The 26,431-nt window shown below is 65.1% G+C and carries 18 protein-coding genes and 2 pseudogenes; 7 read left to right on the forward strand and 13 right to left on the reverse strand.

Features of this window, described 5'->3' with window-relative positions:
- Window positions 1–46: 46 nt before the first annotated feature.
- The 8 genes from AC1RQC_RS29375 to AC1RQC_RS29410 all read right to left on the reverse strand — a co-directional run bounded on the left by AC1RQC_RS29375 (window position 47) and on the right by AC1RQC_RS29410 (window position 7,987).
- Window positions 47–1,204, reverse strand: a complete 1,158-nt coding sequence (locus AC1RQC_RS29375; protein WP_492808950.1) for an NAD(P)/FAD-dependent oxidoreductase — start codon at window positions 1,202–1,204, stop codon at window positions 47–49.
- A complete protein-coding gene (locus AC1RQC_RS29380; RefSeq protein ID WP_492808952.1) occupies window positions 1,194–2,573 on the reverse strand; it encodes an FAD/NAD(P)-dependent oxidoreductase in 1,380 nt (459 codons plus the stop codon). Before AC1RQC_RS29380 ends, AC1RQC_RS29375 begins: the two co-directional genes overlap by 11 nt.
- Entirely contained in the window at window positions 2,566–2,922 is a 357-nt protein-coding gene (locus AC1RQC_RS29385; RefSeq protein ID WP_492808954.1) for a (2Fe-2S)-binding protein, read from the reverse strand. Before AC1RQC_RS29385 ends, AC1RQC_RS29380 begins: the two co-directional genes overlap by 8 nt.
- Window positions 2,912–4,039: an NAD(P)/FAD-dependent oxidoreductase gene (locus AC1RQC_RS29390; RefSeq protein WP_492885413.1), complete on the reverse strand. Its 1,128-nt coding sequence runs from the start codon at window positions 4,037–4,039 to the stop codon at window positions 2,912–2,914. The genes AC1RQC_RS29385 and AC1RQC_RS29390 overlap by 11 nt, the downstream gene beginning before the upstream one ends.
- A 38-nt stretch (window positions 4,040–4,077) precedes the next feature.
- Complete coding sequence (locus AC1RQC_RS29395) at window positions 4,078–4,872, reverse strand: ABC transporter permease (protein ID WP_492808958.1); 795 nt, start codon at window positions 4,870–4,872, stop codon at window positions 4,078–4,080.
- Between the two features lie 11 nt (window positions 4,873–4,883).
- Entirely contained in the window at window positions 4,884–5,681 is a 798-nt protein-coding gene (locus AC1RQC_RS29400; protein WP_492885485.1) for an ABC transporter permease, read from the reverse strand.
- 130 nt (window positions 5,682–5,811) lie between these two features.
- Window positions 5,812–6,879 carry an ABC transporter ATP-binding protein gene (locus AC1RQC_RS29405; RefSeq protein ID WP_492885415.1) on the reverse strand — a complete coding sequence of 356 codons (1,068 nt, stop codon included), beginning with the start codon at window positions 6,877–6,879 and terminating at the stop codon, window positions 5,812–5,814.
- 76 nt (window positions 6,880–6,955) lie between these two features.
- Window positions 6,956–7,987, reverse strand: a complete 1,032-nt coding sequence (locus AC1RQC_RS29410; RefSeq protein WP_492808962.1) for an ABC transporter substrate-binding protein — start codon at window positions 7,985–7,987, stop codon at window positions 6,956–6,958.
- Between the two features lie 199 nt (window positions 7,988–8,186).
- Here AC1RQC_RS29410 and AC1RQC_RS29415 point away from each other — a divergent pair, with 199 nt between their 5' ends.
- Window positions 8,187–9,095, forward strand: a complete 909-nt coding sequence (locus AC1RQC_RS29415) for a LysR substrate-binding domain-containing protein (RefSeq protein WP_045237345.1) — start codon at window positions 8,187–8,189, stop codon at window positions 9,093–9,095.
- Window positions 9,096–9,147: 52 nt separating this feature from the next.
- On the opposite strand, the gene AC1RQC_RS29420 is transcribed toward AC1RQC_RS29415, so the two are convergent.
- The 3 genes from AC1RQC_RS29420 to AC1RQC_RS29430 all read right to left on the reverse strand — a co-directional run bounded on the left by AC1RQC_RS29420 (window position 9,148) and on the right by AC1RQC_RS29430 (window position 14,077).
- Complete coding sequence (locus AC1RQC_RS29420; protein WP_492885417.1) at window positions 9,148–10,878, reverse strand: hydantoinase B/oxoprolinase family protein; 1,731 nt, start codon at window positions 10,876–10,878, stop codon at window positions 9,148–9,150.
- Complete coding sequence (locus tag AC1RQC_RS29425) at window positions 10,868–12,979, reverse strand: hydantoinase/oxoprolinase family protein (protein WP_492808966.1); 2,112 nt, start codon at window positions 12,977–12,979, stop codon at window positions 10,868–10,870. The genes AC1RQC_RS29420 and AC1RQC_RS29425 overlap by 11 nt, the downstream gene beginning before the upstream one ends.
- A gap of 114 nt (window positions 12,980–13,093) precedes the next feature.
- Window positions 13,094–14,077, reverse strand: a complete 984-nt coding sequence (locus tag AC1RQC_RS29430) for a Bug family tripartite tricarboxylate transporter substrate binding protein (RefSeq protein WP_492808968.1) — start codon at window positions 14,075–14,077, stop codon at window positions 13,094–13,096.
- Window positions 14,078–14,384: 307 nt separating this feature from the next.
- On the opposite strand from AC1RQC_RS29430, the gene AC1RQC_RS29435 reads away from it, so the two are divergent.
- The 4 genes and pseudogenes from AC1RQC_RS29435 (at window position 14,385) to AC1RQC_RS29450 (ending at window position 17,158) form a co-directional block, all read left to right on the forward strand.
- The gene (locus tag AC1RQC_RS29435) at window positions 14,385–15,278 is read left to right on the forward strand and encodes a LysR family transcriptional regulator (RefSeq protein ID WP_492808970.1); all 894 of its coding nucleotides are present in this window, start codon (window positions 14,385–14,387) and stop codon (window positions 15,276–15,278) included.
- Window positions 15,279–15,454: 176 nt separating this feature from the next.
- Window positions 15,455–15,811, forward strand: a complete 357-nt coding sequence (locus AC1RQC_RS29440; RefSeq protein WP_492808972.1) for an ABC transporter permease — start codon at window positions 15,455–15,457, stop codon at window positions 15,809–15,811.
- Window positions 15,812–15,834: 23 nt separating this feature from the next.
- Window positions 15,835–15,940: pseudogene (locus AC1RQC_RS29445) on the forward strand (IS6 family transposase); the annotation flags it as partial.
- 246 nt (window positions 15,941–16,186) lie between these two features.
- Complete coding sequence (locus tag AC1RQC_RS29450) at window positions 16,187–17,158, forward strand: AraC family transcriptional regulator (protein WP_492809095.1); 972 nt, start codon at window positions 16,187–16,189, stop codon at window positions 17,156–17,158.
- Between the two features lie 9 nt (window positions 17,159–17,167).
- Here AC1RQC_RS29450 and AC1RQC_RS29455 read toward each other — a convergent pair whose 3' ends face one another.
- Entirely contained in the window at window positions 17,168–18,796 is a 1,629-nt protein-coding gene (locus AC1RQC_RS29455) for a 3-(methylthio)propionyl-CoA ligase (protein ID WP_492808974.1), read from the reverse strand.
- Between the two features lie 323 nt (window positions 18,797–19,119).
- On the opposite strand from AC1RQC_RS29455, the gene AC1RQC_RS29460 reads away from it, so the two are divergent.
- Together AC1RQC_RS29460 and AC1RQC_RS29465 are read left to right on the forward strand one after the other, a co-directional pair.
- Window positions 19,120–20,904 (forward strand): acyl-CoA dehydrogenase, encoded by a 1,785-nt coding sequence (locus AC1RQC_RS29460; protein WP_492808976.1) that lies wholly within the window; start codon window positions 19,120–19,122, stop codon window positions 20,902–20,904.
- Window positions 20,905–21,026: 122 nt separating this feature from the next.
- A pseudogene (locus AC1RQC_RS29465) lies at window positions 21,027–21,761 on the forward strand (IS6 family transposase).
- Window positions 21,762–22,060: 299 nt separating this feature from the next.
- Here AC1RQC_RS29465 and AC1RQC_RS29470 read toward each other — a convergent pair.
- Window positions 22,061–25,915, reverse strand: a complete 3,855-nt coding sequence (locus tag AC1RQC_RS29470) for an autotransporter domain-containing protein (protein ID WP_492808978.1) — start codon at window positions 25,913–25,915, stop codon at window positions 22,061–22,063.
- Window positions 25,916–26,431 lie beyond the last annotated feature (516 nt).

Below are 26,431 nucleotides of genomic sequence, written 5' to 3' on the forward strand. Positions count from 1 at the left end.
GTTGGTTGAGGGTGGTGTGGTGGAAGGTAATGAAGACGGTATTAGCCTAATCGCGCCGGGCTGCAGCCTGCGTGCTCTGGGGTTTGCCAAAGCGATCGATGGCGAAGGCTTCGACAGGGAGTGAGGCATGCCCCTCGGTGACCAGTTCGGCAACGATCTGGCCGATGATGGGCCCCAGCTCAAATCCATGCGCGGAAAAGCCGAATGCATGCACCAGGTCGGGCGCTGTGCGGCTGCGGCTGATGACGGGGATCTCGTCCGGCATGAAGGCTTCCACGCCCGCCCAGGCGCGGTTGATCGCAAGCGGGCCGAGGTGGGGGAACAGCGCGGTAACGGTCTGTGCGCTGGTCGCGAGCTTGAGCATGTCGACTTCGCCGTGGCGGGCTTTCGCATTCGCCTCGCAGCGCAGCCCGCCGCCGATCAGCACAGTGCCGTTGGCGAACTGCTTGAACGACAGGGCCCGGCCGGTGGCGCCCAATACCGGTTTGACGAAGGGCGCAACACGGTAGGTGATCATCAGCATCAGGCCGCCGGCCTGCACCGGCACCGGCTCGCCGACCTGTGCTGCAAATTCGCCGGCCCATGCCCCTGCCGTGTTGACGAGATGGCAGGCGCTGAAGGTGCCGCGCGTGGTGCGGACTAGCCAGTGGTTTCCCGTGCGCTCCACCTGCAGCGCCGGCGTGCCTTCGTGGATCGCCACGCCGGCGCGCTCGGCCGCGCGCCGGAAGCCTGTCACGGCACGGTAGGGCAGCGCATGGCCATCTTCGTGCGCCCAAATTGCGCCGGTGACGTGAGGCGCGATGGATGGCACCAGTTCGTGCACGGTGCGGGCGTCCACCAGCGCCTCGTGCGTGAATCCCAGTGCCTGCAACTGCGCCACCCGGCCACGCAGCACTTCCAGCTCGGCCTCGCTCTCCGCCACCTTGAGCTGGCCGCTCGGTACGAAATCGGCGTCGTCGCCGGTCAGCTCGGCCAGGCGGTGCCACAGTTTGCGTGCGGCGAGTGCGAGCGGGATCTCGGCCACATGCCGGCCCAGCGTGCGGACCCCGCCGGCATTCACCCCGGAAGCGTGCCGGCCGCAGTATTCCGCTTCGAGCAGCGTCACCCGCAGGCCGCATCGCGCCAGTTGCAGCGCGCTGGAAGTCCCCTGCAGGCCACCGCCGATGACGATGACATCGGCCCCTAGTTTGGCATCAGGCTTCACGGGCAAGCTCGCCAAGGGTGATCGGCTTGATGGGCGGGCGGATGCGGTAGTAGCCCACCTCCTGCGGCGGCACGCCGCGTGCCTGCGCGATGACCTCCGTTACGGTCAGCCCGCAGAGCCGGCCCTGGCACGGGCCCATGCCGCAACGGCCGAAGGACTTGGTCTGGTTGGGACCACCGCAGCCCAGTTCGACAAACGCACGGATCTCGCCGGCCGTGACCTCTTCGCAGCGACACACGACGACTTCGTCCGCCGGCACGCGGTTGGCGGCCTTGGGGCGATACAGCGCATCGAGGAAGGGGCGGATCTGCAGGTGCGAGCGCAGCGCGGCGCGGGCGGGCGCTGCGTGGCGGTCGCGCCCGGCGGCGTCCAGGCGGCCTGCCGCATGCGCGGCCGCCAGCCCGGCCAGCTCGCCTTGCAGGCGTGCTGCCAGCGCACCGCCGATGCCGCGTCCATCGCCGGCGATATAGATGCCGGGAATGTCGAGCGCACCCCATTGGTCCGCTTGCGGCTGCCAGCACAACTGGATATCGTCCCACCGATGCGCGGCACGCAGGGCCCAGGTGAACTGCGTATTGGGTACCACGCCCTGGTGGAGCAGCACGGTGCGGGTCTCGATGCACTGTTCGCGCCCGCCGCTCGTAAAACGCAGCGCGCGCACCGCGTCGTCGCCCTCGACGGCAAGGCCGGTGGCGCCTTTGTAGAAGGGCACGCCACTCTTGCTGAGCGTGCGCATCAGCGCCAGGCCCTTTTTCAGGTAGCGCCAGCCGGCCAGTGCGCCGCCCAGGTGGGAGAGCGCGTGGCGGTAGTCGGCGCCATCGGTGGTGTCGACAATGGCGCGGATCGGCACGCCGGCGCGCACATACTGCCACCCCAGCAGGTAGAGCAGCGGGCCGCACCCGGCCAGCACCACCGGCTCGGCGGGCGCGAGGTCGGCGCTCTTGAGCAGGATTTGCGCCGCGCCCGCAGTCATCACGCCGGGCAGGGTCCAGCCTGGAATCGGGAAGGGCCGTTCCATGGCACCGGTGCACAGGATGACCTGCCCGGCCCGCAGGCTCGCCACGCCGCCATCGCGCAGATAATGCACGACACGCTCGCGCGTGACCTGCCACACCGCCGCGCCGGTGATGTGCTGTGCACCGCTGGCGGCGAAAGCCTCGGCCAGGGCGGCGCCGGCCGCGTAGTCGGGCCCGAGGATGCGCAGCCGCTCCGGCGTGGCTGCCGTGATGGCACGATAGATCTGGCCGCCGGGGGCATCCTGCTCGTCCAGCAGCGCCACGCGCGCGCCGTGGGCGGAGGCGGCCACGGCAGCGGCCATGCCGGCCGGCCCGGCGCCGATGATGGCAATATCGAATTGCTCCTCAGGCATGGTCGGCCTCCTTCTCGGTTGCGGTCTCCGGCGCTGCGAACTCGAGCGCAAGGTCGCGCGCGCCATGCTGGCTGCGCACGGTCATGCCTTCGCACACCTGCACCAGGCAAGCCTGACGGCTTGGCTGGCCCTCGATCTCCATCAGGCATTCGAAGCACACGCCCATCATGCAGTAGGGCGCGCGCAGTGCGCCGCTGACCGGCGTGGTGCGCAAGGGAGTCACGCCGCCGGCCAGCAGCGCAGCAGCCACGCTGCGCCCGGAGGGCACACGCAGGGGCTGGCCGTTGAATTCGATCGTCACCATGACGGCGCCGTCGGCAAGCGGGCGGAACAGGGCTTCAGTGGGCATGATGGGAAACCTGGTTGGTATTGAGGAAGCGGTCGCCAGTGAACACGTCAATGCCTTCGGGCCTGGCGCCGCCGCTGACCCACGGCGCTACACGAAAGACATGGGCGGCGGCTAGCGTGACGCCGCTGTGGCAAGTGGTGACAAAGGCGCCGGGGCAGGCGGCGCTCTCCTGGTAGATTGGGAAACCGTCCGGGGTCATCACGCGCAGCGCGCCCCAGGCGCGCACCAGCTTGAGACTGGCCAACGCGGGGAAACTGCGCACGCCGCGACTAGCGATCGCACTGAGCACGTCCACTGTCGTGCCATCATCGAACCCGACGTCTTCCATCGAGTCGCCTAGCTGGATCGTGCCCTCGTCGGTCTGGCGCACATAGGTGGTGGGATGATCGAGGAAGTGTGAGGCTCGCTCTCCGATCAGGACCTGGCCGCGGTTGGGTGCCACCGGCGCATGCAGCCCGATCTGCCCGGCCAGCGCGCGATTGCCCAGGCCAGATGCCAGCACGATGCGGGGCGCCGCAAAGCGCGTGCCGCCGGCTTCCACGACAAAGCCCGCGCCATCGCGCCCGATCTGTCCCACGCCGTGGCGGGGCAGTATCCGTACGCCACGCTGCTGGCATGCCGTGTGCAAGGCACGCAGCAGCTTGAGCGGATTCGCATGGCCGTCCATCGGCGTGTAGCTGGCGCCGGCCACGTCCGGCCCGATGCCGGGCAGGCGCGCGGCCACCATGTCGTGGTCCAGCATCTCGAACGGATAGTCGCCGCCAAGGTCATCGCGAATGCGCTGCAGCCGCGCCTCGCGCGCCTGCATCTCCTCGGCGGAGAAGCAAAGGTGGAAGCCGCCCGGCTGTTTGAGTTGCACATCGATACCGGTGTCTGCCAGCAGCGCGGCGGCAAGCGCAGGCCAGCGCTGCGCCGAGCCCATGGTCCAGCTGGCATAGGGTGCCATGCCGTAGCCCTTGCCCTGGACCCAGACCAGACCGAAGTTGCCGCGCGAGGCACGGAAGGCATCGTCGCCTTCGTCCAGCACGGTCACGCACACGCCGTTGCGGGCGGCCCCGTAGGCAATGGCGGTGCCGACCAGGCCGCCGCCGATGACGATAAGATCGCTTGTGGTCATGATGAGAGTGGGTTGCGAAACACGCCTTGCGCGGGCGTTCAATTCTTGCCGATCAGCACACGGTCGAGCCCGACGATGCGGTCCAGCAGCACCATCAGCACCAGCGTACCGACAATCAGCACCGTGGACACCGAGGCCACCAGCGGATCGATGGTCTGGGCAATCTGGTTGTACATGGCCACCGGCAATGTGGTCGTGCCCGGGGTGGCGACGAACACGGTCATGGTGAGCTCGTCGAAGCTCTGGATAAAGGCCAGCATCCAGCCACCCACTACGCCAGGCAGGATCAGCGGTAGCACCACGCGCCGGAAGGCTGTGAAGCGGCTCGCGCCGAGCGACAGCGCGGCACGTTCCGCGTCTCGGTCCAGCCCGGTGGCGGCGGCCAGCACCAGGCGCAGCGCATAAGGCATCACCACCACCACGTGCGTCAGCGCCAGCCAGAAGAACGAGCCGCTCACGCCCACCGTGGTGAAGAAGCGCAGGAAGGCCACGCCCAGCACCACGTGCGGGATCATCAGCGGCGACATGAAAAAACCCATCAGCGCGCCGCGCCCCGGAAAGCGATAGCGGGTAAGCGCCAGCGCGCCCGGCACGGCCAGCGCCACCGCAATGGTGGCCGAGGCCAGTCCCAGCCATAGCGACAGCCAGAACGCGTTGACAATCTCGTGGGCGTCGCCGATGGCGCGGAACCACCGCAGCGAGAGTCCGTCAGTGGGCAGGGAGATATAGCCCTTGCCGGTGAAAGAGACCGCCACCACCACCAGCAGCGGCGCCACGATGAAGGCGATGAAGAGGCTGTGGTAGAGCAGGGAGAACAGTCCGTTCTTGCGCATGATTTCTCTCTTCAGCCTTCGAACACCTGGCGGAAACGTCGCTCCACCAGCCGGTTGCAGCCCACGATGATGATTACGTTGGCGATCAGCAGCAGCACGGCGATGGTCGCGCCGAGCGGCCAGTTCAGCGTATTGAGGAATTCGTCATAGGCCGCGGTGGCGACCACCTTGAGGCGGCGCCCGCCAAGGATGGCCGGCGTGGCAAAGGCCGATGCAGCCAGGGCGAACACGATGATGCCGCCGGACAGGATGCCCGGCAGGATCTGCGGCAGGATGATGCGGCGGAACACGGTGAAAGGCGACGCGCCAAAGGCCAGACCAGCGTTCTCGACCTGCGGGTCGAGTTTTTGCAGCGCGGCCCATACGGAAATCACCATGAAGGGGATCAACACGTGGGTGAGCGCGATCACCACGCCGGTCAGGGTAAAGACAAGCTTGATCGGCTCGTCGACAATGCCCATCCATTGCAGGGCCTCGTTGATCAGCCCGTTGTTGCCCAGCAGGATGGCCCAGCCAAGCGTGCGCACTACCACCGAAATCAGCTGCGGCCCCAGGATCACGATCAGGAACAACGCGCGCCAGGGACTCTGCATGCGCGCCAGGATGATGGTCTCGGGCACGCCCAGGAGAACGGTCAGCACGGTTACCGCCAGCGCAAGGCCTGCGGTGCGTAGGAAGATCTCGTGGTAGTAACTGTCGCCAAGCACTTCAAGGTAGTTGGCCATGGTCAGGTCCGGCAGCACGCCATGCGTGCCGTCGAAGACACGGAACGACAGCAGCGCGGTAAGCGCCAGCGGCACCAGCAGCATGGCGGCGAACAGCAGCAGCGCGGGTGCCGACAGTAGCCAGGGCGCCGAGCCGGCATGCGTATCATTGCTGGCGGCGGCGGCCTTGGCGGGCAAGGCCGGTGCGCCGGAGGGCAGGGTGGAGACGGTGGTGTCAGCCATGATGTTGCTCCGCCGTCAGTACGCGCAGGTCATCGTCCGACCACAGCACGCTGACCGCCGAACCCTCTTCGGGCGGCGCGGTGCCATGGTTGGGCTGGCTGACGCGGAGCAGCCCGAGCGTGGTTTGCACTTCCAGCATCCAGTGGTTGCCGAGGAACAGGCGCGTCTGCACCGTGGCGGGGATGCCGCCGGCATCCGCCGGTTCCAGGCGGATCTTCTCGGGCCGCACATAGACATGCACGTCCTTGCCAACCTCGCGGCCTTCATGCGGTACATGCGCGAGCGTGGCGCCCAGGCGCACCTCGCAGCAGCGCGGATTGGTCTTTTCCACCACGCCGCGGATGGCATTGGTCTTTCCGAGGAAGCCGGAAGCAAAGGCGGACTGCGGACGTTCGTAGGCCTCGAACGGTGCGGCCAGCTGCACGATACGCCCGCCATGCATCACAGCGATGCGGTCGCTCATGGTCATGGCCTCGACCTGGTCATGGGTCACCAGAATGGTGGTGATGCCAAGGTGGCGCTGGATCGCGCGCAGTTCGATGTGCATGTCCTCGCGCAGCTTGGCATCCAGGTTGGACATGGGTTCGTCCAGCAGCAGCACCTCAGGCCGGATGGCTAGCGCGCGGGCGATTGCCACGCGCTGGCGCTGGCCGCCGGACAGCTCGCGCGGGTAGCGCTTGCCAAGGCCACCAAGGCGCACCAGCTCAAGCGTCTCGTCAATGCGCCGGCTGCGATCGGCGCCGGCCACGCCGCGCATCTCCAGTCCAAAGGCGATATTGGCAGCCACTGTCATGTGCGGGAACAACGCATAGCTCTGGAACACCACGCCCATGCCACGCTTTTCCGGGCGCAGGGCGGTGATGTCCCGACCATCGAGCCGGATGCTGCCACGTGTGGGTTCCACAAAGCCAGCGATCATCTGCAGGGTGGTCGTTTTGCCGCAGCCGGATGGACCAAGCAGGGAGAGGAACTCGCCGCGCTTGACTTCCAGGCTCAGATTTTCGACGGCGTGGAAGCCGCCATAGGCCTTTGCGAGACTGTTGAGGGTGAGGAACGTCATGGTCTTTTCGTGGTTGGCGCGGCGCCCCCCGCAAGAGGCTCCGTCGATCATGGCAATTGCGGGAAAGGGCGCTGTTTCAGCGTTCCACGGTGCGGTTCCACCGGTTGGTCCACTCGGTGCGCTTGTCGTTGACGAGCGTCCAGTTGGTCGGCAGCAGCTTGTCGATCTGCGCCTTGCCATAGGGCACCTTGGCCGATACCTTGGCATCGAGCGCGGTCTTGGCATTGACGGGGCCCCAGCCCTGTGAATCCGCCAGCATGGCTTGCACATCCGGCGTCAACAGGTACTGGACCAGCGCCTGCGCCTGCGCGGGCACATCGCTTTGCACCACCGGGCAGGCCGCGATCATCAAGGCGGGAGCGCCTTCCTTCGGGTAGACGAATTCCACCGGGAAGCCGGTATCCTTCAGGCTCTGCACGCGGCCGCTGCCCCACACGGCCAGCGAGATATCGCCATTTTGGAAGAGTTCGGTCATCTTGCCCGGCGACGGTTCCCAGGCCAGCACGTTGGGCCCCACTTCCTTGGTCAGTGCGGTGAACCCGGGATCGATGCTCTGCTCACTGCCCTTGCGCAGCTTGGCGAACATCACCAGCGTTTGCAGGCCGTAGGTATTGCTGATGGGCGGGATGGCGATCTTCTGCTTCAGCTTCTTGTCAGCCAGCGCTTCCCATGAATCCGGCTTCGGCAGCCCAGCCTTCTTGAATGCCTCGGTGTTGTAGGCCAGGCCGGTGGCGACCACACCGACGGCGGTGGCCTTGTCGGTGAGGCGGGCAAGTGGATACAGCTCCTTGTATACCGGCGCATCCTTCAGCGTGTCGCAGAAGCCGAACTGCACCGCCTGGTACATGGGACCATCATCGAGCAGGACCACGTCCAGCTCCTGCTTGCCCTTTTGCGCCTGCAGCTTGGCCAGCGTGTCGGTGGAGTTGCCTGACACGTACACCACCTTGACCTTCTCCTTTGCCTCGAAGGCCGGGATGATCTTTTCCTTGAACAGCTTCTCGGTCGAGCCGCCGTAAGAACCCACATACAAAGTGGGCTGCTGCGCCACGGCTGCCGATGCCGAGAATGCCGCCAGGATGGCTGCCGCCACAATGTGCTGCTTCATCTTTTCCTTCCTCCGTGCGCACCAGTAATGGGCGATGCCTCACCAAATCAATGCATAAAAGTTATGGTTGCACCGCAACAGAAAATTCGGAAATATGCTATGTAAAACATTGCTGCCTGACATAGATTAGAGGGGCTGCCGACGCTTGAAAAATTCTTTTTTTTGGCCTATCCATAACATGGTGTTATAGACTTGCGGCATGAAGATCCGACAACTCGAAGCCTTCCGCGCCGTCATGCTTTGCCAGACGGTGACGCGCGCTGCAGAAATGCTGCATATCTCACAGCCGGCCGCCACCCGGCTCATTGCCGACCTTGAAGAATCTGTTGGCTTTGCCCTGTTCGAACGTGTGCGTGGCAGGTTGTACCCGACCGCCGAGGCGCAGGTGCTCTATGAGGAAGTGCAGCGTTCATTGGTCGGGGTGGAGCGCATCGCACTGGCCGCCCAGGACATCCGCGAGTTGCAGCGCGGCTCGCTGCAGATTGCCGCGGCGCCTGCGCTGGCCTTGTCGTTCCTGCCGCGCGCCATCGCGGAGTTCCTGACGCAGCACGGTCAGACGCAGATCTCCATGCTGACGCACTCATCTCGTACCGTGGTGGACATGGTGGTGGGGCAGCGCTGCGATGTCGGCCTGGCGATCCTGTCGATGAATCACCCCAGCACGCATGGCGAGCGGCTGATCTCCACCCGGATGGTGTGCGCGCTGCCGGTTGGGCATCGGCTATGCAGCGAAGAGGTGATCCGGCCGCACGACCTGGCGGGCGAGAAATTCGTCTCGCATCCACGCGCGCTGGATTCGCGTCTGCAAATCGATGCGCTGTTCGCATCCTATGGGATCGAGCGCCAGCTGCAGGTCGAGACGCAGGTGTCGTGGAGCATTTGCGCGTTCGTGGAGGCGGGACTGGGGGTGGCGCTGATCGATCCGATCACCGCGCTGGAGTATCGCGGCAAGGGCATTTGCTTTCGCGTCTTCGAGCCGCAGTTGACGACGGATTTTTCCGTGCTGTTCTCGACCCAGCGGCCGCCGTCGCTGTTGCTGAAATCGTTTATCGCCCACACGCGCGCGTTCGCGATCGCGCAGTTGGAACCGCACCTGGTGGTGGCATGAAGCTCGGTTCACGCGGCGCAGGTTCGACTGCGCCGCGTGTCCCGTTCGCGCCTCAGGGTTGGGCGTCGACGTAACCGGGATAGGCCTGCCGTGCCGCGGCGGGCGTCACCTTGCCATCGCGCAGGTCCTGCGCCAGCGCCTGCGCGCTACGCTGCGCGGGATCGCCGTAGCCGCCGCCGCCCGGCGTCTCCATGCGCACGCTTTCGCCGGCTTCCAGCGCGATATTGGCGGTCTTGGAGAACAGCTCGCTTTCCTGCGCCGTGCCCGAGTTCCGTACCAGCCTTGCGCGCCGGCCATCGCGTCCGCCGTCCACGCCAGCAGGCACGCCTACGGTATGGCTGTCCGAGCGCGCGGAAAAGACAATGCCTGGCACCAGCGCGCGGATCTGCTTGGCGATGCCCAAGCCCCCGCGCGTGCGGCCGGCGCCGCCGGAGTCGGCAATCATCGCGTACTCATCCATGCGCAGCGGATACTCGTTCTCCAGCGCTTCGACCGGCAGGTTGGACGTGTTGGTCATATGCACGTGCACCGCGTCCATGCCGTCGCCGTCATAGCGTGCGCCGCTGCCGCCGCCAATCGTCTCCAGGTAGACAAAGTCGCCCGCACGCTGGCGCAGGCGCCCGGAGAACACGATGGCCGGGCATGAGTCGTTGCCCGAGGCCATGATTTTTTCCGCCGGCAGCAGGCCGCGGAAGGCGCCGAAGATGGCGCCCGCTACCTTCTGGGCGGTGATGGAGCGCGCACCCACCGCGGCGGGCGGCTCGGGGTTGGTGATGGTGCCGCGCGGCGCGCTGATGGTGATCGGGTCGAACATGCCGGCATTGGGTACGAGTTCCGGGTCCAGCAACGCCTTGACGGCGTAGTACACGGTGGCGCGCAAGGCGTTGATCGGCAGGTTCATGGCGCCGCGCGCCTGCTTGCCTGAGCCGGTGAAGTCGAAATGCAGCCTCCCTTCCGCCACGGTCAGGGTAACGCAGATGGGCACCGGATCGGCACCCATGCCGTCGTCGTCCAGGTAGCTGGTGAAGGTGTAGTTGCCCTCGCGCAGCTCGGCCACGCGGTTGGCCAGCCGGCGGCGGGTATAGCGGATCACGTCTTCCACCGAGCGCAGCACGGCCTCGAGCCCCATCTGCCGCAGCAGCCCGCGCACCGCCTCGGCGCCGCGCGCGTTGGTGGCCATCTGCACGCGCAGGTCCAGCATGCGCTCCTCGGGGTCGCGGGTATTGCTGCAGACCAGGCGCAACAGGTCATCATTGAGCTCGCCACTGCGCGCGATGCGGCAGGCCGGGATACGCACGCCTTCCTCGAAGATGCTGCGCAGCGTGCCGGCGATGGACCCCGGCACCGCGCCGCCCACATCGGAATGGTGCGCGATATTAGCGGTGAAGAAGCGCAGCGTGCCTTCCCAGAACACCGGCGTGACGATGTTGATGTCGGGCAGGTGGCTGCCGTTGGCCAGGTAGGGGTCGTTGCAGATAAAGACATCGCCGTCGCGGATGGTATCGGCGGGAAACTGCGCCAGCACGGCCTCGATGGCGCCGTTCAGCGAGCCCAGGTGTAGCGGAATCTGCGTGCCCTGGGCCACCAGCCGCCCGGTGGCATCGAACAGCGCCACCGAGCAATCCTTGCGCTCCTTGATATTGGTGGAGAACGAGGCCCGCACCAGCGTGTTGTTCATGTCCTCGGTGATGGACAGCAGCCGGTTGCTGAACACTTCCATCTCGATAGGGTCGGCGAGTGCATCCTGGCTGGGTGCTGCGGCGCGGGTGGATTCAGTGGACATGTTCGCCTTCCTGGGTTTCCTGGCTTGCATTGATGGTGGGGACAGGCTCACGCTGGCCGCCGGCTACCGTGACGATGAGGTTGCCAAAGGTGTCAACCTCGGCATGGTGGGTGGGGCCGAGCACGGTGGTCGAGCTCATTTCCTCGATCACTGCCGGGCCATCGATGCGCAGGCCCGCCCAAAGCTGGTCTCGGTCGTAGACCGGCGTCAGGCGCCAGCCATGCACGCGGCCGTGGTAGACCTCGCGTTCTCCCTGCAGCGCCTGCGTCAGCGTGCCGCCGGCGCGGGCCGGCGCGAGCGGGGCCTTGATGACCTTGCCGACCGCCTGCACCCGGCAGTTGATGATCTGCACCGCGCGCCCCGGCACCTGGTAGCCGTACTCGCGCGCATGCTCGACCTCGAAGGCCGCCAGGAAGGACGCCAGCTTGTCGCCGTCTATGGCCTCCATCGGCACCTGGACCTCGAAGTTCTGGCCATCGTAGCGGGCGTCGATAGCGTAGTGCAGGCGCTGGCTTTCCGGCGCCACATGCTCGGCCTCGAGCCAGGCCTGCGCCTCGCCGCGCAGCTGGGTGAATGCACTGACCACGCCTCCCCAGCCGGCGCCATCGGCCAGCGAGATCTCGCTGCGCACGAAGTCGAACGAGATATCGGTCAGCAGAATGCCGCGCGCACACATGGTGCCAGGCTCTTGCGGCACGATCACCACGGGAATGCCGCATTCCTCGGCCACCTCCACCGCGTGCAGCGGACCGGCACCGCCATAGGCGTACAGCGCGAACCGCGACAGGTCGTAGCCGCGCTCGGTGGACACGGCGCGGATGGCGCGGCTCATGTTGGCGTTGGCGATGCGGATGATGCCCTCGGCGGCGTCTTCCAGCGAGATCCCCAGCGGCGCCGCTACCTGCTCGGCAATCACACGGCGGGCACTGGCCAGGTCCACCGGCATGCGGCCCTTGAGCAGCGCGACCGGGTTGAGGCGCTGCAGCGTGATTTCCGCATCGGTGATGGTGGGCTCGGTGCCGCCGCGCGCATAGCCCACCGGCCCGGGCACGGCCCCCGCGCTGTGTGGTCCGACCTTGAGCGAGCCGGCGTCGTCGCGCCAGGCAATGCTGCCGCCGCCCGCGCCGATCACGTGGATATCCACCATCGGCGTCTTGACCGGATAGCCGGCCACCTGGCGGTTCGATGTGAACAGGGGCCGGCCCGCGGAGATCAGCGAGACGTCGGTACTGGTGCCGCCGACATCGAAGGTGACCAGGTCGGGCCGGCCAATGGCGCGGCCTACCGCGGCCGCGCCCACCACGCCGGCGGCGGGGCCAGAGAGGCAGGTCCGCACCGGATACTGGCGCACCGCGGCAGCCGACATCAGGCCGCCGTTGGAGTGGATGGTGTAGGGCCGCTGGGCAATGCCCAGGTCGGCCACGCGTGCCATGAAGCGATCCAGGTAACGCGCCATGCGCGGGCCCACGGCTGCGTTCAGCACGGTGGTGGAAAGGCGCTCGTACTCGCGGAATTCCGGCAGCACCTCGCTCGACAGGCTGACATACGCGCCGGGCATGACCTCTTCCACAATGGCCCGGGCGCGCTGCTCGTGCGCAGGGTTGCGATAGGCATGCAGGAAGCAGATCGTCACTGCCTCCAGGCCGGCGGCGCGGAAGGCTTGCGCGGCGCGGCGCACGGCCGCCTCGTCCAGTGGCGTTACGACGTGGCCCTGGGCATCCAGCCGTTCGGGCACTTCGACGCGGTGCGCGCGGGGCACCAGCACCGGCGGCTTGGTCACGCTGTAGTCGAACAGGTGAGGGCGGGTCTGCCGGCCGATTTCCAGGATGTCGCGAAAGCCCTGGGTCGTGATCAGGCCCACCGCCGCGCCTTTGCGCTCGATGATGAGGTTGGTGGCCACGGTGGTGCCATGGCCCACGTGCGCCACCTCGGCGGGTGCCACGCCGTGGTCGCGCAGCAGTTCGGCAATGCCGCGCTCGATGGCCTCGGACGGGTCGTGCGGGGTGGAGGGGACCTTATGGAACTGCACGGCCCCGGCCGCCTCGTCGATCATGGTGAAGTCGGTAAAAGTGCCGCCGACGTCGATACCGATTCGGTACATGTTGGGTTCCTGGGTTGCGCTGGTGAGGACGGGGAGAATCGGGATGTTGGAAGATCAGGAGTTGAACGCGCGCTTTGGCTGCCCGCCGGGCGACAAGGGCAGCCCGGCAGCATCTCATTCGGGCTTGATGCCTGCGGCTACCGCCACTTTGTGCCATTTGGCCATATCGGCGCGGATGAACTGGGTGAACTCCGCCGGCGACATACCTGACGGTTGTGCGCCTTGCTCGGTGAGGTAGGCGCTCATCTTCTTGTCGTGCATGACCGCCATCAGCTCGCGCGACAGGCGGCCCGCGATCTCGGGTGGCATATTTGGCGGCCCGAACAGGCCGAACCAGACAATGGCCTCGAATCCCGGATAGCCGGACTCCGCCACCGTGGGCACCTCCGGCAGCATCGGCGAGCGCGTGAGCGACGTCACGGCGATGGGTTTGAGCTTGCCGCCCTTGATATAGCTGTAGGATGTCATCACCACATCCATCATGCTGTTCACATGTCCGCCGATGAGGTCGGCCATGGCGGGGCCCGAACCCTTGTAGGGCACATGAGTGAGCGATACCCCCGCGGTGGACTTGAACAGCTCGTAGGCTAGGTGGTTCGATGTGCCCTGGCCATTGGAGGCAAAGGCGTACTTGCCCGGTTCGCGCTTTAGCAGGCCCACGAACTCTTTCATATTGCCGGCCGGCACCGCGTTGTTCACTACGAGCACGTTGGGGATAGTGGCGACCATGGTGAGCGGCGTGAAGTCCTTAAGCGGGTCGTACGGCAACTTGGCGAACAGGCTGGGCGCCACCGCATGGGTGCTCACCGAACCCATCAGGATGGTGTAGCCATCCGCTGGCTGGCGCGCTACGAACTCGCTGCCCACCGTGCCGCCCGCGCCGGGCCGGTTCTCTACCACCACGGTGCCCTTGACGCGTTCCCCCAGATCCTCCGCGATCTTGCGTGCGATCAGGTCCGTCGAGCCGCCAGCGGCAAACGGCACTACCAGACGGATCACCTTGGCAGGCCAGGGGGCTTGCGCGTGCGCACTGGTACTGCCCAGCAGGAGTGGACACAAGATGGGGAGGCAGGACAACAGGTGCTTCAGGGTAGGCATCACTTAGTTCTCCGTAGTGGGGAAACTGGCAGCGCAACTGCCTGCATGCACTCACTGGCTTCGGGCTGGCAGGCTAGCCAGCCCAGTGCGCGGATGCATGGCCAGGGTCGAATCGGGACTGGTACGACGAAGCCGGTTGACGCCATCTTAGGCAGCCGGCCGGCCGCCACGCGATGCTGTCGCCTTTATACTGGTATCCATCAGACAAATACTGCGCGCCGCCGCTGGCATGGCTGCCAATGTCCACTGACAGCCTCTGACGCTGGCACGGCGCTCGCTTAAGCTGTGTTCCTAATGGACCGATTCCATGAAAAGTGCCGACCTGAACCTTGTCGCCCACTTTGATGCACTGATTTCGTGCCGCAACGTGTCTCGCGCGGCCGAGCAGATGCAGCTTTCCCAGCCCGCCATGAGCGCGGCGCTGAGCCGCCTTCGGCGGCTGTTCAACGATCCGCTGCTAGTGCGCGAAGGTGCCCAGTGGAAGGCCACCGCACGAGCGCTTGAGTTGCATCGGACCTTTGCGCCTATCCTGCAGCAATGGCAAGCCGCCACCGCGCCGCGTGAGGAATTCTCACCGGCCAGCAGCAAGCGGGTGATCTCAATTTATGCGACCGACTATGTACAGTTCTCCATGTTGCCCAAAGTCGTGGCCAAGGTGGCGCAGGAGGCGCCTCACATGCAGTTACGCGTGTTGCCCGCGCGCCTGCAGCACGGGCTCAGCATGCTTGAGACTAACCATGTCGAGATGATTGCGGGCTACTACCCCGAGCCAGCGCCGAACTTGCGCGCGCGTTTCCTGTTCGAGGAGCCCACCGTATGCTTGATGCGCGCCGGCCATCCTTCCCTGGAGCGCCCTTGGAACCTCAACGCCTTCCTGCGTTACAAGCACATCGACCTGGCCGCGCATACCCGCTATTTTAGCGAGCGGATCGACCGAGCGCTGGAAGGGTTAGGCCGGAGCCGGCAACTGGCGGTAACGTTGTCGAGCTATCTGGCCTGCCCGCATGTGGTCGCCGGGTCAGACATGATTGCGACGTTGCCTAGCAGCGTCGCCAACGCGCTGGTACGCAGTACTAATACAGTGATCAGGGAGGTTCCGATTTCCTTGCCGGCCCTTAGCGTGTCCCTGTATTGGCATGAGCGCTACCAGACCGATCAGGGGCATGCATGGTTGCGGCAGGTGATTGGGGATATTTTTTGATGGTAGCCGCTTCATCGGTCCCGACGGCATCGTCAATGCAGCTGTTTTATGAAGCGCAATCAATCGCCTACACCTGACCCCATCTTCCTATACCCATAGAAGATAAACGGGTGTCCTGGCGGTGGCAGAGAGCATCCCAGGCTTTTTAACGGGTTCTCGCAATTGCGCGGACCTGTTTGAACCGCAACGAGCAGCTGCCCGTGGTCGTGATGGTGCTGGGCGTGGGCGACCTCCCGGTGCTGTTCCTGCTGGCCTTCGCCGGAGTCTGGCCCATTCTGCTCAATACCGCCGCCGGGGTGCGCAACCTTGACCCCCGCTGGATCACGCTCGCCCACAGCCTGGCCGCCACGCGCTGGGAGATGCTGATGCGGGTGGTGCTACCGGGCGTAGTGGGCAGCGTGTTGACCGGGCTGCGGCTGGCTAGTGCAGAAACTCATTCGCGCTGCGCTAGATTGAGCCAGGATTTGAGCCCGCGCGACGGTGTTCGCAATCCATATCCGCTCTCAAGGGATGCAATTAATCACTTGCAGTGATAATCAAGCGAATTTGACCCGCTAAGCGCATGCGTCGACCGCTGCTGGGATTCAAGGACTTTCGCTGCGCGCATCCTGCTGGGCGGCATCGAGCTCATACACATGATTGCCAAGGGCCAGATGCAGTAGTGCCGCGAAGGGAGCAATCCGTCCGCTGCAGAGCAATTCTATTCACTGGCAGCATAAGCCACCTGTACCCCAGGGGCGCTGCTTGCCTCGCTCCCTTACTGCGACAGAGCCCTCATCGCCGGAAAGCCAAAAAAGTGACGAGCCAGTCCAGCTTATGACAAAATAAATGCCCCCTGGTCACACCGGAAATGACGTTGCGGTCCGGACGTCGACCTACCCTTGAGTCATATTTCTGGCACGGTTCCCATTTCGCTAGTCAACGGCTTCCTGTCGGGCGCCGATCCCGCCGCCATTGAGCGGCTGGCGGAGCGTTCCGGCATCCCCCACGGCTTGCTGCGCCGCCCTGGCTCCCGCGTGACCGAGGAGCAGTTCTCCACGCTCTACCGCCTGCTCGCGACCGAACTGGACGACGAAATGCCGGGCATTTTCAGCCGCCCCTTGCGCAACGGCACGCTGAAATACCTGTGCCTGAGCCTGCTCGACGCCCCGCGGCTGGAAGTCGCGCTGCACCGGTTCGGCCAGTTCTTCCACCTGATCCTGGATGATTTCCGCCTGGATTCGGGCCGCGACGGCGAAGGCGGCTGGGTTGCCATGGAGGCGGATCCGGCGGGCCCCAGCGTGACCGAACTCGGCCGCGAACTTATCATGAAGCTCGTGCACGGCATTGCCTCATGGCTGGTTGGGAAGCGGATCCCGCTGATCGCGGCGGAGTTCGATTTTGCGCGTCCCGCGCACGCAACGGACTACCTCTTTCTCTTTCCGGGGCCGGTTCAGTTCGGTAGCGCACAGACACGCATGCGTTTCGAGGCGGCCTACCTTGATATGCCCGTGCGGCAACGCAAGGCCGACCTGCAGAGATTCCTAGCGCGCGCCCCGGAAGACTGGATCTTCGTCTCCTTTGCCGACCAGATGGTTTGCCACCGGGTCAGGCAATTCCTTGCCGATTGCCTTCCCGCCATGCCGACGCTGGAAGTGGTTGCCCAGGACCTGCACTATTCCGTGCGCACGCTTTGCCGCCGGCTTGCGGACGAAGGCACGACGTTCCAAGCGATCAAGGACGACGTCCGGCGCGATATCGCGATCCAGCGGCTCACGCGTTCGCCCGATGCCATCGCGGCAATCGCTTATGACGTCGGCTTTGACAACCCGACCGCGTTCCACCGCGCCTTCCGGCATTGGACCGGCAGCACGCCCAAGGCGTACCGCGGCATGGCCTGAGCGGCCCGGCTAGGCGGCACCGCTGTAATGGGTGCCGAAACGCTGCCTGAGCACCAGCTTATGCAGCTTGCCGGTCGCGGTCAGCGGCAGTTCCGGCACGAACATCACATCGTCCGGGATCCACCACTTGGCTACCTTGCCTTCATAGAAGGCCAGTAGTTGTTGCGCATCGAGCGTGCTGCCGGCGCGCCTTACCGCGACCAGCAGGGGGCGTTCGTCCCACTTGGGATGGGCACAGGCGATACAGGCCGCCAGTTCGATCTCCGGATGCGCAACGGCGATGCCTTCCAGTTCGATCGAGGAAATCCATTCGCCGCCGGACTTGATCACATCCTTGCTGCGATCCGTGATCTGCATATAGCCGTCGGCGTCGATCGTAGCGACATCGCCGGTGGCGAACCAGCCATCATTCTCCAGGCAGGTTTCCTCCATGCCGAAGTAGCGCTCCACGACCCAATGGCCGCGCACCATCAGGTCGCCCGCCGAGCGTCCGTCCCACGGCAACTCGGCACCATCGGCGTCGACGACCTTCATCTCGACACCCGGCACGACCCTGCCTTGCTTGGCCTCGAGCTGCGCGCGCTCCTGCTCCGGCTTTTGCGCGAAGCCCTGCGAGGGCGAAAACACAGTGCCAACCGGAGACAGCTCGGTCATGCCCCAGGCGTGTACCGACTTGATGCCCAGTTCGCCTAGCGCCTTGGCCAGTTGCGGCGGGCATGCCGCGCCGCCCACGATGACACGCTCCAGGCTGTTGCAGCGCTCGCCCGTGCGGCGCATATGGTCGGCCAGGCCGAGCCAGACCGTGGGCACGCCGGCCGACACCGTCACGCCTTCCTGGTCGAACAGCACCGACAGGGACGCGCCGTCGAGCGCCGGACCCGGCAGCACCAGTTTCGCCCCGACCAGCGCCGCGGAGAACGGCAGCCCCCAAGCATTGACGTGGAACATCGGCACGACAGGCACCACGGAGTCCGACGCACGCAGGCAAAGCGCGTCCGGCAGCGCCGAGGCATAGGCCATCAGGCAAAGCGAACGGTGCGAGTACAAAACGCCCTTCGGGTTGCCGGTGGTGCCGGAGGTGTAGCAAAGCACTGCCGCCAGCTGCTCATCCAGGCGGGGCCAGTCGAAATGGCCGGGCTGCCTGCCGATCAGGGCCTCATAGCTTTCGAGCGGCAGCGCAGGTGCTTGCGGCAGGCTGGTGGCGTCGCACAGCATGACCCATGACTCGACATGAGGACATTGCGGCGCGATCTGCTCGACCAGGCCCAGGAAGGAGGCATCGAAGCAGACCATGCGGTCGCGGGCATGATTGATGATGTAGGCGATCTGTTCCGGGAACAGGCGGGGGTTGATGGTATGACAAACCGCGCCAATGCCGGTCACGCCATAGTACAGCTCCATATGGCGATAGCCGTTCCACGCCAGCGTGCCGACGCGGTCTCCGGCCACGATGGCGCGGCCCGTCAGCGCATTGGCCAGTTGCATGGCGCGGACATGGCAGTCCCCGTAGGTATAGCGGTGAATGTCGCCCTCGACGCGCCGGGATACGATTTCCACCGTGCCGGAGTGCCGCGCCGCCTGCCCCAGCAGCGCGGACAATTGCAAAGGCGTGTACATCATCTGACCGAACAGGTCCATAGTCTTGTCTCCTGACAGGCGGTTTGTCGTTATGCCGGTTGCATTCATCGGTCATGGCGACGCCGGCTGCGAGGCATTCTAGAGGTGCCCGCCACCTCCGGCACTGACAGGAATGGCCGAACTAGTGACAAATCCGGCCAATCGAACTGGGGTGCATGGCAGGCGACCCGCGCGACGCAAAGCGGCAGGTTTTGTCAATGAATGGGCAGGTTTGGTTATTCCCGCATGACGCGGCGGGCGCTACGATCCGGTACCCAGACCATGCAGTGCCGGCATCCGGCCAGATGCACCGCGCCCCGTCCCCAAAATGGAGTCCCCAAAAAATGACCTACCGTGCCCCGCTCAAGGACATGCTGTTCGTGATGAACGAACTGGCTGATCTTGACGCAGTCAGCAAGCTTCCCGGCTTCGAGGACGCCACGCCGGAGACGGCGCAGGCGGTGCTCGACGAGGCAGCCAAATTCAACGAACAAGTGGTGGCGCCGCTCAACCGTATCGGCGACACCGATCCGAGCAGCTGGAAGGACGGCGCGGTTACCACCACGCCCGGTTTCAAGGACGCGTTCCACCAGTTTGGCGAAGGTGGCTGGCAGGGCGTGCTGCATCCGCAGGAATTTGGCGGCCAGGGCTTGCCCAAGCTGATCGCCACCGCCTGCAACGAGATGCTGAACACGGCGAACCTGTCGTTCGCCCTGTGCCCGCTGCTGACGGACGGCGCCATCGAAGCCCTGCTGACCGCGGGCAGCGACGCGCAGAAGGCCACCTTCCTGCCCAAGCTGATCTCCGGCGAATGGACCGGCACCATGAACCTGACCGAGCCACAGGCCGGCTCGGACCTGGCGGCCGTGCGCACGCGCGCCGAGCCGCAGGGTGACGGTACCTACAAGGTGTTCGGCACCAAGATCTTCATCACCTACGGTGAGCACGACATGGCGCAGAACATCGTCCATCTCGTTCTTGCGCGCACGCCCACGGCACCCGAGGGCGTCAAGGGCATCTCGCTGTTCATCGTGCCCAAGTTCCTGGTGAATGAGGATGGTTCGCTGGGCGCGCGCAATGATGCGCACTGCGTGTCGATCGAGCACAAGCTGGGCATCAAGGCCAGCCCCACAGCCGTGCTGCAGTTCGGCGACCACGGTGGCGCCATCGGCACGCTAGTCGGCGAGGAAAACCGCGGCCTGGAATACATGTTCATCATGATGAACTCGGCGCGCTTCTCGGTCGGCATGCAAGGCATCGCCGTGTCGGAGCGGGCCTACCAGCAGGCTGTGAATTTTGCCCGCGAGCGCGTGCAAAGCCGTCCGGTCGATGGTTCCGCACGCGAGGCTGTGACCATCATTCATCACCCGGACGTCAAGCGCATGCTGATGACCATGCGCTCGCTGATCGAAGGCGCGCGCGCGGTAGCGTATGTGGCCGCGGCCGCGTGCGACACGGCGCACCAGCATGCCGACGACGCGGTGCGCAAGCAAAGCCAGGCGTACTACGAGTTCATGGTGCCCATCGTCAAGGGCTGGAGCACCGAGTTGTCGATCGATGTGACCAGCCTCGGTGTGCAGGTGCACGGCGGCATGGGCTTCATCGAGGAGACCGGCGCGGCCCAGCACTATCGCGATGCCCGCATCCTGCCGATCTACGAAGGCACGACCGCGATCCAGGCGAACGACCTCGTCGGCCGCAAGACGCTGCGCGACGGTGGCGCGGTGGCCCGTGCGATCTGCGCGCAGATCGCCGAGACCGAGGCGGCGCTGGGCAAGCATGGTAGCGCGGCATTCACCGCGGTACAGGCGCAACTGGCCAAGGGGCGCGCCGCGCTGGAGACCGTCGTGGCGTTCGTCGTGGCCAATGCCAAGTCGGACCCGAATGCCGTGTTTGCCGGCAGCGTGCCTTACCTGAAGCTCTGCGGCATCGTGTTTTCGGGCTGGCAGCTTGGCCGCGCGATGCTTGCGGCAGATGCGAAGCGTGGCGAGGATCCATCCTTCCACGACGCCAAGATCTCGACGGCGCATTTCTTCGCGGAGCACATCCTGTCACAGGCATCGGGTTTGCGCGATGCCATCGTGGCGGGCGCGGTGCCGCTCAATGCGTTGAGCGAAGCGCAGTTCTGAGAGCGCACGGTAGCGGGCATTTGCCGAAGCCGACAAGTTGTGCCAACGCCGATTGAAATGATGACGGTGTTGACTCCCTCTGGCACTGTCACGTTGATGAGGCGGTCGCGTAAGATGGCGCGATGATGAAGACGAAATCTCATTATCACGGCCACCGCTTTACTGCTGCCGTTATCAGCTGCGCGGTTCGCTGTTATTTCGGGTTCAGCCTGAGCCTGCGCGACATCGAAGCGTTGTTGCTCGATCGTGGTGTCGTGGTCACGTATGAAACGATCCGTTGCTGGTGCGACAAATTCGGGGCGGGATTCGCCCGGTGCACCAAAGCGGCACGGCGCAAGCCGGGCTGCGTATAGCATCTTGATGAGATGTTCGTGACGCTGCGCGGTGCGCCATATCTGTTATGGCGCGCGGTCGATGAGCATGATGCTGAACTCGATGTGCTGGTGCAAAAGCAACACGACAAGGCCGCGGCAAAGCGCTTCTTCCGGAGGGTGCTGCGTTCAAACCCGGTGCCGCGCAAGTTCGTGACCGACCAGCTGCGCAGCTATCTGGCGGCGAGGGCTGACATTGCTGAGCTCGCTCAGGTGAAGCACGGTTTCGTCAAAGCGGCTGCACGCGTGAACAACCGTGCAGAGAACAGCCACCAACCGACACGCGAACGCGAGCGTCGTGTGCGCGGCTTTCGTGACCCGAAACGCGCGCAGGAATTTCTCTCGTGCTTCGGGCTGATTCGGCAACACTTCGCGCTCAAGCGGCATCTGCTGCGCGCCTCGCTCTACCGCAAACAACTCGCGGCAAGATTCGTCGCCTGGTGCGAGTTCACCGAGGTCACCCGAAATCCGTCCTGCGTTTTCTGATGGCTGGGTGCCCGCTGTCTTTCCGCCGCAGTTGCAACAAGTTGACAGAACCAACTTTGCAGCTTCACGATGGCTTGCGGCACCGGATCGACGGACTTAACGGGTTTCGATGGGCGGGCCGAAGCCTTAGGAGGAGCGCGAGGCGCCTTGGCCGATGGCGCGGCCTTGGCTTGTTTCGCCAGTTGTTCGATGCCCATTGCCGTCAGCGACGGCGCGCGTGCTGAAGAATTCACGGACCTCGAAAACTGCCGCCAATGGCAACGCCAGCGGTGACTTAACTCCGAACTCTGCATCCCGCTTCAGAAACGGTAATCGAGCTTTGCGCTTGCAGCTTGTGCGGATGCATGGCCGGTATTGATTAGCGCGTCGAACGCGAAGGAAACCGTCAGGGCTTTGGACGGATGGAGGCTGACGCTTGCGCCGGTCGTGAGAAACGAGCGCGGCAGATCCGTGCCCGGGGATGCGAACACCGTGCCGTCCAGGGCGGACACCGTGACGGCACGGCCGCCCGCCAGCATCTCATGCGCGTACCCCAGCCTCAGCTTTACGTTGACCGGCTTTGCCGTGTCTCCAAACGCCTTGTCCAGCGTGATCGCTGCAAAGGGTTGCAGGCTGCGGGCGTTGTCCGTTCCCACGAATAGGTTCTGCCCGTTTGCTCCACCTTCGCTGAACGTGTTGCCGTGAAAATACGCATAGCGCAATCCCACATTCGGCGTCAACACGATGCCGCCCACCGTAAGGGGCAGGCTAGCCTGCGCCGCAGTAGTGAACTCCTGACCGATATGATCGCCTTCCGCGGTGCCGACCGAACCGAAGGGCCGCTTCTGAGACAGGAAGTCGAGTCCGTATCCGACCGTCGCAGCCAAGCCGACCGGACCGTACCACCCGTTGCCGTACAGCGCGAGTCTAAGCGTGTCCGTCATGCCCGAGTTGCCGGTGCGATCCTCGCCTATATTGGTGTGCATGTAGCCGGCAGCGGCACCGAGCGTGGATTCGCCCACCGGATGGTCGATGCCCGCCAGAAACCCGTATTGGTGCGCCTGGAAGCCCGGTTGGCTATTTGTGCCCCCGACTTTCGTGCGCGAACCCATTGCGGTAATCCAGCTACCAGACGAAGCCGGATCTTTCATGGGGCTAGTGCTCAGCCGTTCCAGTAGTGTCGCATTGACCGTTTGCGCGCGGATCAGTGCGGTCGTGCCGAGCGCGGTGTAGATACTGGTGCCAAGCGGCGCGATCACGACCGGCGCATCGGGCGCGGCTGCGGCATCGAGTATCAGGTTGACGTCATTCGTGCCATAGCTGACGGATTGCCTTAGCGTGCCAAGATTGGCTCCGACCGCTGCCGTGCTGCTGACGCCGGTAAAGCGGCCGCTCACGCCGTTGACTGCGGTGAGCAGGGTGTACTGCCGCGCAGTGTAGGTGCCCGGATCGTAGACAACCGCGAGCGCGCCGTTCAGGGCGGCGCTGCCGTTGACCCTGAGCTGTGAGCCCTCGGTCGGGCTCACCTCGATCGTCAGCGTGGCATTGCTGGCCTGTGTGTAATTGCCACCGACCGTCAACGTGCCGATCGACCCGCCTGGCATCACAATGCCACCATTGGTGACGTCGCCGGAGATGGTGCCATGGCCGCGCAAGGTGCCTTGGGATCCGACCGTCACGTTGCTGCCGAGCATGGCGCTGGCGTTGTTCAGATCTCCGACTTCCAGCAGGCCACCGATGACGGTTGTCGTGCCGGAAAAGCTATTGCTGACACCATTCAGCGTCAGGCTGCCCGCGCCTTGCTTCACGAACGCGCCGGTCCCGACGAGGCTGCCGCCAAACGTTTGGGCGCCGCTGGTGTTCACCGTCAGGGAATTGGCGCCGAGCGCCAACCGGCTGCCTGCGACCCCCGACAGGTTACCGATCAATTGGTTGCCGCCTGCGGAGAGATCAAGCAGCGCGCCGGAGCCCGCCAGATTCACGTTCGTCCCGGAGGCAAGGCTACCTGCAGCCGATAGAGCGAGCGCGCCCGCCTTGATCGTCGTGTCGCCCGTGTAGGTATTCGTGCCGCTGAGGGTCTGCGTGCCGCCGTTAAGCGTGAGGCCACCCGCGCCGGCGATACTGCCGCTGAACGTGCCAGCCGCGTTGGTCAGCGTCAGCGTGCGACCGCCGAGGCTGACGGTACCTGTCCCAGAGAGGCTGGCGATCGATGCGCCGCTGGTGGTGCCTGAAATATCGAACGTTCCATTGTTCATGACGCCGCCAGACGCCGCAATACTTCCGCTACCGGTGAGCGCAAGGGTGCCCGCGTTGATGGTCGTGCCACCGCTGTAGGTATTCGCGCCGCTGAGGGTCTGCGTGCCGCCGGTGAGCGTGAGGCCACCCGCACCGCCGATGCTCCCGCTGAACGCGCCAGCCGCGTTGGTCAGCGTCAGCGTGCGGCCGCCGAGGCCGACGGTACCTGTCCCGGAGAGGCTGGCGATCGATGCGCCGCTGGTGGTGCCCGAGATATCGAACGTTCCATTGTTCATGACGCCGCCAGACGCCGCAATACTACCGGTACCGGTGAGTGCAAGGGTGCCAGCCGCGATGGTCGTGCTGCCAGTATAGTTGTTGGCCCCCGAGAGTGACAGCGTGCCAGTGCCGGCTTGCGCCAAGGCGCCGGTTCCGTTGATGTTGCCGCCAAAGGCCACGCTATCGCTCCGGCCGAAAACCAGCGTCCCGTTGTTCATGACGTTACCCGCGATTGAGCCTGTGGTGCCGCCATTACCGATTTGCAGTGTGGCTGTACTGATCGTTGTGCCACCTGTGTAGGTGTTTGCGCCGGTGAGCGTGACAGTGCCCCCTCCGGTTGCGGTCAGGCTGCCGGTGCCAGAGACGACGCCGGAAACTAGAAGGTTGGCCGCGCTGGTGTCGAAACCCACGGCGGACGTGCTTGCACCCAGCACAATCGCATTGCCAAGCGTCAGCCCTGTGCTCTTTCCAGCGATGGTCGCTGTCGCACCGGCGCTCAACTGGATATTTCCAACGAGGTTCGAGCCCGTGAGCAGATTCAATGTATTGCCGGTGCCGTTGAACTGGATCGCCGCGGCGCGGGTCAGGCCGTCGCTGAACAGACCGCCACTGATCGTGCCGCTGTTGGTGATAGTGTCATTCCCATTAGCGATGACACCGGCCCCGGCCGCGGCTCCGCTTCCGGCGCCACCCGTGACATTGCCTTGATTGATTAAGGTACTTCCCCCTCCGGCGAGATTGACCCCGGCGCCGCCGGTGCCTGCGGTGGTGAGGCTGCCATTGCTGCTGACCCCGGCGCTGCCGCCGGCGCCCCCGGTAATGCTGCCCGTGTTGGTAATGGCCGTATTGCCGCCGAGCGTCAACAAGCCATCGCCGCCACCGCCACCGCCACCTCCGAAGCCGCCTGCACCTCCGTTGCCACCACTTCCCCCGCTGATATCGCCTGCGTTGGTGATGGTGGCATTCGCCGCCGTGGTAGTAATGCCGGTGCCGCCGCCACCGCCGCCGCCGGCATTGGAAACAAAGCCGCTGGTACCATTTCCGCCAGCGCCGCCGTTACCACCTTTGACGACTGGGCCCGAAATTACGTTCAAGCTTCCGCCGACAAAATATAAAGCCGTGCCGCCGCCCCCGCCGCCGCTCGCGAAGTTGAAGCCGTCCGGTCCCTGTGCCCCAGGGCCGCCAGAGATTCCTCCGATGACGGTGACCACGCTGCCCGGTGTAAACACGCCCGCGTCCACGCCCACGATGCCGCCTGTTCCACCAGCACTCTCGCCCGCCGCACCGCTTCCGCCTACGCCATTGGCGCCTGGGCTGCCCGCGATCTGGACCGTGTCAGCGCCGACAAGGGTACTGGCGCCACCGCCGTCACCGTTGCCGGCGCCGCCGTTGCCCCCGCGACCGGGCGCGCCGGTGCCCCCGGTCGCGCTGCAAGCCGCCGTTGCGCCGGGGATGCAATTAGCCGCCCATGCCGGGACCGCCGCGCCGGTAATGCCGAGCGTCAACGCGAGCGGATGCAGGGCTTTGAGCGCCCAGCACGCTGGCATTCGCCGTACGGCACGGCCGGATGGGGAGCCGCCGCAGGACGCGACGGCGAGTTCGGAGGCAACCTGGGAGACCCGCAAGGTGCGGTTCCAGACAAGGCGGTAGATGCGGTTCATTGATTAATCGATTGTAGAAACCGAAGGACCGACGATCCGCCTCTATTCACAAGCCATTGGCGCCAGCGATGGTCCGCTCGTATTCGCGGCACCGAAGCGTGTAGCTGCACGCTGAGTCGGTTTTAGGCCGGCTAATTGTAGCGGATGGAATATACACCGACGAGCGAAAGCATGCCGCCAGTCTAAGGTGGGGAGCCTCGAAAGACTATGGAAAAGGGAATCCCACTGCCACTTTGGGCGGACTTTAGGGCTCGCCAGAAAGACTCAGTTTCGTGATCCGGTCGTTCATCGTCGCTGTAGCGGTTTGAACTCCAGTGGATTCTCCGTTGGTTACGTCGGCACAATCTGAATTGTCGCAGCGCGGGCGCGTGGGCGCTCAAACTCAGTGGAAGCGGATGCTTCATGGCGTGCGGGCGGTAGAGGCAAAGAGCATGTCAATTCATCAAGGTTGCTCAAGGAGTTACGCCATGCACTACTTGGTGACGAGGTGCGAACAGGGCGAAGGCATAGACGGCG

The organism is Cupriavidus sp. GW822-FHT03E04 (assembly GCF_058801495.1).